Below are 10,130 nucleotides of genomic sequence, written 5' to 3'. Positions count from 1 at the left end.
GCCCAGCCGGAACCCTCCGACGGCCCATCATGACCCAAGTCTGAATCCCCGATCCCGGCCTGGCCAGACCATCAAGATCTTCAGGACACTCCTAGTGTCCATCACCTTCATCCTGACGGCGTGCCTCCGGCGGCGACTCCGGATCAAGGTGATCATCCATCGGTCGGCCAGTGGCGAGTGCATCACAGTCATCAGGAATTGATCCCATTCGCACGGGGGCAATTGGTGAGAGCGACCGTGCCAGATCCACGGCCTATACAGGTCCAAAACGCCCCCCGAACTTTGCAGTGATCTCGGCAGTCAAACCAGCCGCTGCGTTCTGCTTTTATGGAGGATTCGTGTGAATCGGCCCAGGTGTGTGCTCGTGGCAGTGGTAGCCGCCGGCCTTCTCACCTCCTGCGGAGGAGGTGCGGAAAGCGATGGCTCGGGAAGGTCGCACGGGTCCCGGACCAGCACGCGGACACCGTCCGCGGCCGCCTCCCCTGAACGTGTCGGGCCGAAAACGCAGCTGTCGGTGCCCAGCCTCTATGACACCTCCCGCGGCTGGGAGTCAGATCTGCCAGGGGACCAGCTCACCCTGCCGCACTCCGGGGCGGTCGCCGTCTTCCGGCAGGGCGGCAAGAACGACGGCACTTTCACCGTGCTCGATGTGACCAGCGGCCGAAGCCTGTGGAAGACCGAGGTGAAGGGCCCCGGCCTGATGTCAGCGTTCTCGGTCACTGCGCAGGGAAAGGACTACCTGGTCGCCTCCGCGTCCGGCTTTCAGGGCGCCGACGTGGTCAGCAAGGGCCGGCAGGTCACGACGATCGACATCTTCCCCGCCCGTGCCGCTGGAGACGGCGTCAAGCCGGCTTACCATCTCGAACTGGACGGCGAGGGTGCGGTCACCAACGGCGGTGGCGGACTGCTGGTGAAGCTGGACAACGACGTGGTGGTGACCGTGGATCCGGCCACAGGCGCGACGAAGACGTACGACCTGAGGAAGATGAAACCTCCAGCCAGCGAGTGCAAGCTGTGTTTCGCGTCAACCAAGGCAGTAGCGGTCACCCCTCGCGGGCCGCTGCTGGCCACCAACACCCAACCCCGCCGCCACTACTGGGTGCCGGGAGCCTGGTCAGGCGGAGTTCTCACCACCAACGGCGAGCACAAGATCTTCATCGCCCCGGTCAAGGACTCCCTCGTCGCGCAGTGGCGCGACGAAGGCGCGCCCAACGACACGTGGGCCGTCCTGGACCCCGCCACGGGAAAGGCCCGCGCCAAGGTTGACTGTGCGCCGGATCAGCGTGTGACGGCCGACGACTCCAAGGAGGCTTCCCTGTCTGCCGACGGCCGTTATCTCGTCCGCAGCCACACGGCCTTCGACTTGGAGAAGGGCACCGGCCACTGCTTCGAGGAGACCGACCGGGACAAGCCGGTCCATCTCACCGGTGTGACCGATGACGGCGTCGCCTTCGGTATCGGCGCCTCGACTGCCGACCAGGCCGACCCGCGGGTCATCATCGACCTCGCCACAGGCCAGGTCCAGCCCGGCGACTACATCGTGGCTCCCTTCGGCGACTACTCCGGATACGGTCTGTTCTGGGACGATTCCACAAACACCATGGTCGCCTATCCACACGCCAAGTGACCTCGCGCGTAGGAGCCCGGTCGCGCACAGTGGTGGAGCTCCCACTTGCCGTTCGTGCACGCGGGGATGAGCTTCTTGACGATCGGCTTCCCGCAGAGCCACCTGATGCTGGGCATCGGCCCGCGAGCCTGTACGCCGGCGACGGTGGTGATCGGCGCGGACCGGTCCGATGGCGGACGGCTCCGCCTCGACGGCTGGGAATTCGACCCCGGTCGTCCCGGAGCAGGTGATCTGTGAGCGAACCGGGAAGGCTGGAACCTGTGTGAAGGCCGCTGCACACGCGAAGGAGCAGCCCGTGAACGAACTTGTTGACGTGATCGCCACATGGTTCGACGGCCGTTCAACCACGAGCATGGTTGTGTGGGGGTGGCCCATGCTGGTGTGGGGCCGTTTCGGGAAGGTCATGTTGTACTTCGCCGCGCTGTCTATCGTGTTGGACCTTCTCGACCCCCACAAGCTGCGGGTGCGGGGCGGCGAATTGAAGGTTCGCGCTACCGACGCTCTGGCCCGTGCCCGGCTCAGGCTGTCTCAGGCCGGCGTGGCCCGCCTCAACACGAATGTCCGGGACCATTTCATGTACGGACGCGTCTCTGATCAGTGGGGCATTACCGCCCACGTATTGGCTGTACCTAGTAGCGTGGTGGGCTGTGAGGGGCGCTTTCGAGATGGTTCTCGGCGCGCTCCTGCATCGCACTCGGCCACTGCATCTGTTCCGCTGGGCGGCGTTCGCCCTGGTACTTGTCAGCGGGCCGCTCGACATGCTCGCCGCATGACTGCTGGGCGGGGGATCAGCCCGTGACCACCGAACCGGAGTGGTGATCACGGCACGGCGAACGCCTTCTCGCATCACTTTCACCGAGTCGCAGCAGATTGTCTGAGCCAACGCATCGGATCCGCCGATCAGGCGCAGCTTCGCTGAGTCAGGACATCGCCCTGCCCCGCGTGAGGGCTCGCGGCCGAAAGAACCCCCCAGCAAGTACGGCCCCAGCGCCGGGCGGCACCTCGCGACCGCGCAGACGCACCCCTTCCACGCCCAGGTCACGATCTTCGAGTAGGGATTTGCGACTCGCCCGCGCCAGTGAACGCACGGGTGTTGACAGACCTGGGGTTCAGACGTCATGCAGGCGCGGCGATGTCCCGGATGGTCTGTACGCCCGATAGGGGCGTGCGGACCACTCCGCAACATCCGTGCACTCGACTTCGGAAACTGACACCTGCTCACTGGCCGGGAACGGTGTGGAATCCCGGGCGCGAGGTGCGGTGGAGCTGTGGGATCGTGGAGGCTTTGACGCCACGTCCTGCCCGCCGCACCCGGGGGATTTGTCATGGAATTTCGGATTATGGGGGCATTGTCGGTACACGACGGCGCCGAGGATCGCACCCCCACCGCCCCGAAGCACCGTGATCTGCTGGCGATGTTCGTGCTCAACGCCCGCCGCCCGCTCACCGTCGAGCGGCTGCGACAGCTGCTGTGGCCGCTGGAGGAGGGCGACCGGTCAGACTCGCTGATCCGCGGCTACATCGGGCGGCTCCGGCAGCAGATCGGCAAGGACGTCATCACCACCGTGTCCGGCACGTACACGCTGGCCATCAACGACGATCAGCTCGATGTCGGTCGCTTCCGCCGACTCATTCAGGAGGGGCTGTCCGGGCGCGACGGCGGGAAGCTGCGGGAGGCGCTGGGCTTGTGGCGCGGGCCGGTTCTGGCGGACGTGGACCCTGACGCGAGGCGCTGGGCCGAGACCGGGCGGCTGCGCGAGGAGCTCGAAGAGCTTCGCCTGCTCGCCCTGGAGCGCCGGATCGAGCTCGATTTGGACGCGGGCCGGCACCGCGAGCTGCTGTCCGAGGTGCGGAGGCTGGTCGCGCAGCACCCGCTCTGGCAGGGTTTCCGCGGCCAGTTCATGCTGGCGCTCTATCGCAGCGGGCGGCGCGTGGAGGCGCTGGCCGCGTACACGGCGCTGCGCGACGAGCTCGACGGCGGGCACGCCATCGAGCCCGACCCCGAGCTGCAGCTGCTCTATCACCGCATGCTGCACGACGACGTCATGCTGCACGTCTCCGCGGGCCCGCCGGTGCTGTTGCCGCGGGACGTCACCCACTTCACCGGCCGCGCCGACCTGCTCGACCAGGTGTTCTCCGGCTTGGTCGTCGTGCACGGCCCGGCCGGGGTGGGCAAGTCGGCGCTCGCCGTACGCGCCGCCTGGCGGCACAGGGAGCGCTTCCCCGACGGGATCCTGTACGCGGACCTGCGCGAGTCCACCCGGCCCGGCGCGATCCTGGAGGATTTCCTGCGCTGGCTCGGCTGCCCGGCCCAAGCGGTACCGGCATCGGAGGGCCAGCGACAGCGGCTGCTGCGCACTTACACCGCCAACCGCCGCATGCTCGTCGTGCTGGACGACGTCGCCGACGAGTCCCAGGTACGGCCGCTGCTCACCTCGTGCCCCACCGTGATCACCAGCCGGTCGGCGCTCGGCGGGCTGACCGGCGCCGTACGGCTGCCGCTGGGCGTCCTGGACGACGACGAGGCCCGTGACCTGCTCGTCAAGCTCATCGGCGAGGAACGGGCGGACGACGGCGGGGTGCGGGAGCTGATGCGGTTCTGCGGCGGGCTGCCCATCGCGCTGCGCATCGCCGGGTCCCGCCTGGCCACCAGACCAGGCTGGACCCCTGGCTATCTCGCGGGCCTGCTGGAGGACGAGTTCGGGCGTCTGGACCGCCTTCACTCGGGCGACCAGACGGTCCGCAGCGTGTACGCGGTCGGCTACGAAGGCCTGCCCACGCCGGCGCGCCGCATGGTGCGCCTGCTGGGCGCGCTGTCGGCCCCCGACGTCGCCGACTGGGCCGCCCAGATCTTCGGCGACCAGGCCGACACGCTCGTGGACGCCGGCCTGCTGGAAGCGCACACCGTGGACGTGGCGGGCCAGGTCCGCTACCGCATGCACGACCTGACCCGGCTCTACGCCCGCGAGCGACTGGTGGAGGAGGAGGGCGTACATGCGGTACGGGGCGCGCTCGCGCGGCTCCAGGCCGTCGTGATCGCCCGGGTGCAGGCATCCCGGTTCCCGCTGGTCTCTGGTGAGCCGACCATGCGCAGCTTCGTGACCAGGGACATCAAGGAGTCGGTCGAGTGGCTCGTCGCCGAGCGCGCGTTCCTCGCCGCCCTGGTCGGCGACCTGTACGGGGCCGGGCTCGACGAGGGCGCGTGGCGGCTCGCGCATCTGCTGGGCCCGTTCCTGGAACGGCGGCGCTTCCTGGACGACTGGCGGCCGGTCGCCGAGACCGGCCTCGCGGCGGCGCGACGCACGGGTGACGCTCGTGCCGAGGCCCTGCTCCTGCGCGACCAGGGCGACCTGTGCCGGGCCGAGGGCCGGTGGGCGGAGGCGCTGGATCTGCTCACCCGGGCGCTTGGGGCGTTCACCAGCCCCGGTACGTCCAGCGGCAAGGAGGCCGCGCAGGTCCGGCGCAGGATCGGCCAGGTGTATCTGGAACAGGGCCGTCTGGACGAGGCAGAACGCCAGCTGACCTCCTCTCTGCACGCCTTCAGCGGCGGGAGGGCTGACGCCGAGGCGCAGCAGGCGCTTGGCGCGGTGTTGCGGCGGGCCGACCGTCCCGACGAGGCGGCCGACCGGCTCGCCGCCGCCGCAGGCTTCTTCGATGCTCTGGGCGACCGGCACCGGCACGCCGACACCCTGCTGGAGCTGGCCGCGACACGGCTGGCGCAGCGGCGGGTGCCCGACGCCAGGGACTGCGCGCAGCGGGCCAGGTCCATCGCGGTACGGCTCGGCGACCGGCTGCTGGACGCGCACGCGCTGCTGGCGCTGGCCCAGGTCAACCGGGCTGAGGGCGACCGCGACTCGGCGCGCAAGCTGGCCGAGGACGCTTTCAAGATCTTCGACGCCATCGCCGACAAACCCGGCAGGACGACCGCGCTGGACCTACTCGCCGCCCTGGTGTGACGACCTGGTGTGACGCCGTCGCCCGCCCCGTACGGGCCCGGCCCGATGATCGTCGCGGTCTCGTCCGATGGCGTGGTGGTGGCGAATCCCGGCAGCGGGTCGTACCGAGGCTACTTCTCGCGCGGGGAGCTGCGCTGGACGGGCCGGGAAACGTACCGCCAGGACGCGGACGCCGTCTGCGCGGCGGGCTGCCCTGACGCCGTGCTGTCCGCGCCCGCGGGCGACGTGCCAACCTGGCGTCACGGCTCGGCGGGGCGGTGGCCGCCGCGTTCGCGGGGAAGGGCGAGCTCGTCACATTGGACGCAGGAGCCCGGCCTGGACGTCTCACACTTGGTTGAGCGGATCAGTACCGTATGGGGCATGGTTGCCCCTCTGGCCCCTGAGGATCCTCCGCGCCTGGGTGAGTTCGAGCTGCTGGGCCGGCTCGGTGAAGGCGGCCAGGGGATCGTCTACCTGGCCCGCGATCCAGTTGGGCAGCGGGTGGCGGTGAAGGTGCTGATCAGGGCCGACGCCGAGGCCCGTGCCCGTCTGGCCCGCGAGCTGGCCGCGGTGGAGAGCGTGGCGCCCTTCTGCACCGCCCGTGTGCTCACGGCCGTGCCGGACGGACCGCGTCCGTACGTGGTGAGCGAGTTCGTGGACGGGCCGACGCTGGCGGAACGGGTGCACGAGCACGGCCCCCTGCACGGCGGCGAGCTGGAACGGCTGGCCGTCGGCACCACGACGGCCCTGGCCGCCATCCACGCGGCCGGCGTCGTGCACCGCGACTTCAAACCGAGCAACGTGCTGCTCGGCCCGGACGGTCCCCGGGTGGTCGACTTCGGCATCGCCCGCGCGGACGGTGTCACGACCATGACCAGCGGACTCATCGGCACCCCTGCCTACCTGGCGCCCGAACAGCTGAGCGGCGCCCCCGCCTCACCCGCCTCGGACGTCTTCGCCTGGGCGGGCACCATGGTCTTCGCCGCCACCGGCACCTCCCCGTTCGCCGCCGCGGGCATCGCGGACGTGCTGACCCGCATCGTCACCCACGAACCGGATCTGTCAGCGGTCCCACCACCGCTGCGCGACTCGATCGCCGCCGCCTTGGAGAAGGACCCTTCGCACCGGCCGGCGGCGGGCGAGCTGCTGTCCCGCCTGATCGACCCAGTGTCCGGTGGCCACGGCCGGTCGATCGTGGAGCTCACCAGCCTGGGCAGCCGCCTCGCCGCCGAACCGGCCGACGATCGGGGAACGTCGGACGCGGCCGGCGGTCGGGATCTTGCCGGGGCGGCCGGTCGTGGGGACACCGCGGAACCCATCGGTCGTGGGGGCACAGCGGGACCGGCCGGGGAGCCGACGACCCCGCCCTCCTCGCGGGCCCCGGCGCTCATGGGGTGGACCGCTGGGCGGAGCCGCCGTGCCGCGCTCGCCGTGGCGGCGGCGCTGGTCGCGGTCGTGGTGGGGGCGCTCGCCTGGTTGCGGCCGTTCGGCGGGACGGGGTCCCATGCGTCTTCAGGTACCGGTGAGCCGGACTCCTCGGCCGCCTCACGTCCCGACTCTTCCGCCCCCACCTCCGCCGAGCCCCCATCGGGCTCACCGTCGGGCTCACGGGAGGTCTCGCCCAGCGGGTCGGCGAGTCCGGGTGAGTCGGCGGTCCCGGGAGGGGGGCTGCGGGTGTCCGACACGTTCGGGCGCACGGTCAGCACCGGATTCGGTACGACGGACGACGGGGAGCATCACTGGTCGGTCGGCGTTCCGGCGAGCGGCTACTCGGTGGACGGCAAGAAGGGCCGGATCACGATGCCCCCCGGAGCCGGCTCCAGCGCGTACCTGGACGGGGTGAAGGAGACCAGAACCGACCTCGGCTTCACCTTCGTCAGCGACAAGCCCCCCACCGGCAGCGGCATCTACGTGTCCGCCGTCGGACGCAGGGCCCCGACGGTGGGGGGTTACCGGGCGCACGTGAGCCTGCGGCCCAACGGCAAGGTCCTGTTCCAGCTGATCCGCTCCGAGGCGGGCCGCAGCGAGATCGACCTCGCGCAGCCACTGCGGGTCCCCGGGCTGACCGCGGGCGCGGGCATCGCGCTGCGGGTACGCGTCCAGGTCACCGGCACGTCGCCGACCACGATCCGTGGCAAGGTCTGGGCCATCGGCGCGCCCGAGCCGGACTGGCTGCTCTCCGTCACGGACGCGACCTCCGGACTCCAGGTCCCGGGTGGGGCCGGCGTCCTGACCTTCTTGTCCCGTACGGCCACCGACACCCCCGTCACGGTGACCGTGGACGACCTCGCCCTGACCGCAACCCCGGGGTGAAGTGCCTGGTGACCTCCTGGAACGTGACCGACTCACCGCAAGCCGACAATCCGTTCGGCCCAGAGCAGGCGATCCCGGCGATGCCGAGCCCCCGCGCCAGATGGTGGAGCACCTATCGTTCGCGGGCGGTGAGCAGGTCGAACTCCGAGGTGACCGGTTTGGGGCTGAGGGCGGATGACGAAGCCGGGCCGATGCCGGTGCACCGCTGCTACCGCGAGAGCTGATGTTCCTCGATCGCGGCGGCCAGCTGTCGTACGACAGCCTTGATGTGGGCGGGCTGCCGATGGGTGTAGCCGAGAATGATCGCATTGTCCGGTGTGCCGGTCATTCCGTATCCGAGCACTTGAGGATTGGCGGCTGGGTCATGGCTTTGCGTCCTGGACGGGTGGGGATGTAGCACTGATGCTGTTGGACAGTACTGTCATGATCATCGGCCGACTGGGAGAGCCGTATGAAGACCCGTACCTGGACTCGCCGTGCCGCCGCTTTGGCCGCCAGCCTGGCCGCCGTGCTGGCGCTGGGCATCACTCCTGTGCATGCGGATACCGTGATCCGCAAGCCGCAACAACCATCACCGCAAGGGTCCATGGCGCGGTAAGGCGCGGCGGTACATTGGCCCCCCGTCCGGCAGGACGGGGGGATGCTCCGCCTTCATGGTCACTCGTCCGGCGGCAATTTGACCTGCCGGTATGGCTGCCGCGTCTTGCGGTACTGACCGATGGTCCGCCGCTCGATGTCCACGAGGGTGGTCAGATACTTGTTCGCAACCTGGGCGAAGGTGAGGACTTCAGTCGGCTGGGCCAGTACGGGGCCGCCCTACGACGCCGCGAGTAAACGCCGTCTGCGTCAGGCGGAAGAGATCCTCTAGCTCTCCCCTGAGCTGTTCTGAGTCTCTCGAAGCTTTGCCACAGCCTTTGCGGCAGCGACCCTCGTGAGACCGGATTTGAACTGGCCATAGAAGTTATCGTGCTCCAGCAAAACCATGGTGTTTTTGTCCCGGATGACCACGATGTCGATCGCCATCGTCGGGCCTATGCTCGCGGACGGATCCGTAGAGCGGAGCTTCGATCAGGGGTCGCGGCCCCGGCGCGACTGGAAGCAACCTCTGAGGCTTCGCGCGATGCGTCCACACACACACGAAAACCGCCCCAGCCTGCCGATATTTCGGCAGGCCAGAGGCGGTCTGGTGGAACAGTGGAGGTGGCGGGAATCGAACCCGCGTCCTTCAACGATGACCGACCCGAGCCAGCCTGGCGAGCCGATCTGCCCGTACAGGGCGGGTGTCACCGCCGGTAAGCCGCTTTGTTGCCGACGAACGCCTCGAAGTCTCCGCGGTCGGCCATCGTGGCCACCCCCTCCGGATACGGCACGGTGCACCATGACGGCTCGAAAGGGAGCAGGTCAGCCCCTGCGGATCCAGAAGGCCTCAATGCGGTCGTTCATGAACGAGCCAACCCAGCCTTGGAGGAGGCAGCTGCAAACGCTGTAATTCGACCAGGTCTGCTCATCGCCGCTCCAGTCGACGGTCGATGGCCAGTTGAAGCCGGTGACGACGTTGCAGTGGCTGTAGGAGTTGAAGCCGGAGATGTTGTTCGCCCAGTCGTCCTTGACGATGATGCGGTAGCCGGCGGAGTCGCAGTCTCCGTAGTCGCCATGGATGTGGGTCAGGTTCGGGGGCGAGTTGTTGGCGTTCCAGAACCACTCCATGAGCAGCACAGTCGCAGTCGCGCCGGCCTCGCGCTGGGCTGTGGCGTAGTCGGCGGAGCACGCGGAGGAGCGGATGGGGGACGGCTGGCCTGGAGGTGCCTTGCCGACGACGATCACGCAGTGCTTGGCGGGTGCCGCCGCCGCCTTGAGCGACGAGATCGCCTGGGTCGGCGTGGCGAGGGCGGTCAGTAAGAGGGCCGCGGTGGCGAGCATGGTGAGGAAGCGGCGAGTTCTGGTCATGCTGACTCCGTTCGGGGATCCGAGAATGGCGGAGTCGCGGCTTGTCGGTCGCGACACCCGTTCCAGGGCGGAACAGCCGCTGATCGTCAGAGCTGACTGCCCTCGCGGGCGATCGGGTGGCTCCATCTGAGTGGTGGATCGCCGTGGTCGCATGCCGGCCTCCGACGCCCTGATCGCATGCCTTTCAAGGCTTCTACAGCCCAGGAGGTTCAGGCCAGGCCATCAGCCGGGCATTTGCCGGACATATCGAGACATGGAAGCTCTGTGGCCCCGTCCGACCGAGGTGAGCGTGCGCCGGTTCGTTCCTA

General features: G+C 69.1%; 9 protein-coding genes. 7 read left to right on the top strand and 2 right to left on the bottom strand.

Annotated elements, in window-relative coordinates:
- Positions 1-514 precede the first annotated feature (514 nt).
- The 7 genes from AB0B91_RS56380 to AB0B91_RS56350 all read left to right on the top strand — a co-directional run bounded on the left by AB0B91_RS56380 (position 515) and on the right by AB0B91_RS56350 (position 8,473).
- Positions 515-1,627: a hypothetical protein gene (locus tag AB0B91_RS56380; RefSeq protein ID WP_358339991.1), complete on the top strand. Its 1,113-nt coding sequence runs from the start codon at positions 515-517 to the stop codon at positions 1,625-1,627.
- A gap of 45 nt (positions 1,628-1,672) precedes the next feature.
- Complete coding sequence (locus AB0B91_RS56375; RefSeq protein WP_358339989.1) at positions 1,673-1,864, top strand: hypothetical protein; 192 nt, start codon at positions 1,673-1,675, stop codon at positions 1,862-1,864.
- 410 nt (positions 1,865-2,274) lie between these two features.
- Positions 2,275-2,400, top strand: coding sequence for a hypothetical protein (locus tag AB0B91_RS56370; RefSeq protein ID WP_358339987.1), 126 nt, complete (start codon positions 2,275-2,277; stop codon positions 2,398-2,400).
- A gap of 552 nt (positions 2,401-2,952) precedes the next feature.
- Complete coding sequence (locus AB0B91_RS56365) at positions 2,953-5,583, top strand: BTAD domain-containing putative transcriptional regulator (RefSeq protein WP_358339985.1); 2,631 nt, start codon at positions 2,953-2,955, stop codon at positions 5,581-5,583.
- A 360-nt stretch (positions 5,584-5,943) separates the two neighbouring features.
- Positions 5,944-7,875 (top strand): protein kinase, encoded by a 1,932-nt coding sequence (locus AB0B91_RS56360; RefSeq protein ID WP_358339984.1) that lies wholly within the window; start codon positions 5,944-5,946, stop codon positions 7,873-7,875.
- 8 nt (positions 7,876-7,883) lie between these two features.
- Positions 7,884-8,099 carry a hypothetical protein gene (locus AB0B91_RS56355; RefSeq protein ID WP_358339982.1) on the top strand — a complete coding sequence of 72 codons (216 nt, stop codon included), beginning with the start codon at positions 7,884-7,886 and terminating at the stop codon, positions 8,097-8,099.
- Positions 8,100-8,326: 227 nt separating this feature from the next.
- The gene (locus AB0B91_RS56350) at positions 8,327-8,473 is read left to right on the top strand and encodes a hypothetical protein (protein WP_358335969.1); all 147 of its coding nucleotides are present in this window, start codon (positions 8,327-8,329) and stop codon (positions 8,471-8,473) included.
- A 266-nt stretch (positions 8,474-8,739) separates the two neighbouring features.
- On the opposite strand, the gene AB0B91_RS56345 is transcribed toward AB0B91_RS56350, so the two are convergent.
- Positions 8,740-8,898 carry a hypothetical protein gene (locus AB0B91_RS56345; protein ID WP_358339980.1) on the bottom strand — a complete coding sequence of 53 codons (159 nt, stop codon included), beginning with the start codon at positions 8,896-8,898 and terminating at the stop codon, positions 8,740-8,742.
- 378 nt (positions 8,899-9,276) lie between these two features.
- On the bottom strand, positions 9,277-9,822 hold the full coding sequence (locus AB0B91_RS56340; RefSeq protein ID WP_358339979.1) for a hypothetical protein: 546 nt from the start codon (positions 9,820-9,822) through the stop codon (positions 9,277-9,279).
- Positions 9,823-10,130: the final 308 nt, after the last annotated feature.

The organism is Nonomuraea sp. NPDC049141 (assembly GCF_040648415.1).
In the GTDB taxonomy this organism is placed as follows: Bacteria; Actinomycetota; Actinomycetes; order Streptosporangiales; family Streptosporangiaceae; genus Nonomuraea.
Note: the sequence above shows the minus strand (reverse complement) of the source record. Positions and strands in the feature narration are given on the sequence as shown.

What these genes read in the sequence shown, in the direction of transcription:
- AB0B91_RS56365 (WP_358339985.1), top strand. Translation starts at nt 2,953, where the DNA reads ATGGAATTTCGGATTATGGGGGCATTGTCGGTACACGACGGCGCCGAG.
- AB0B91_RS56340 (WP_358339979.1), bottom strand. Translation starts at nt 9,822, where the DNA reads ATGACCAGAACTCGCCGCTTCCTCACCATGCTCGCCACCGCGGCCCTC.
- AB0B91_RS56360 (WP_358339984.1), top strand. Translation starts at nt 5,944, where the DNA reads ATGGTTGCCCCTCTGGCCCCTGAGGATCCTCCGCGCCTGGGTGAGTTC.
- AB0B91_RS56350 (WP_358335969.1), top strand. Translation starts at nt 8,327, where the DNA reads ATGAAGACCCGTACCTGGACTCGCCGTGCCGCCGCTTTGGCCGCCAGC.
- AB0B91_RS56345 (WP_358339980.1), bottom strand. Translation starts at nt 8,898, where the DNA reads ATGGCGATCGACATCGTGGTCATCCGGGACAAAAACACCATGGTTTTG.